This window comes from Oceanobacillus luteolus (genome assembly GCF_023715655.1).
In the GTDB taxonomy this organism is placed as follows: Bacteria; Bacillota; Bacilli; order Bacillales; family Amphibacillaceae; genus Oceanobacillus; species Oceanobacillus luteolus.
On the sequence record NZ_JAMBON010000183.1, the window covers coordinates 1 to 255 of the forward strand.

Annotated in this window: 1 pseudogene; it reads right to left on the reverse strand. The window is 38.8% G+C overall.

What is annotated here, in order from left to right:
* Window positions 1-255 (reverse strand): annotated as a pseudogene (locus tag M3210_RS20290) (IS4 family transposase); the annotation flags it as partial.

Here is a 255-nt window from a genome sequence, read left to right on the forward strand (position 1 = left end):
AACGTGATTGGTACATCTCGGAAATTTCATCTGCGCTTAAATCAAAACGGTTTGTAACTAAGTGAAGTACGTTTCCTTTCGTATCTTCAACCTTTACGAGTCGAAAGTAATTCTCCGCACGATTTTGTGAGGTGCCAATTAACACCATTTGATCTGACAGTACCGTTGAATCATGAGGGAGTTCAAAATCATCACCAACTACTCGTATAAACGCATTTTTTCGAAGTCTTGAGAGAAAAAAGTAACCATCATCGG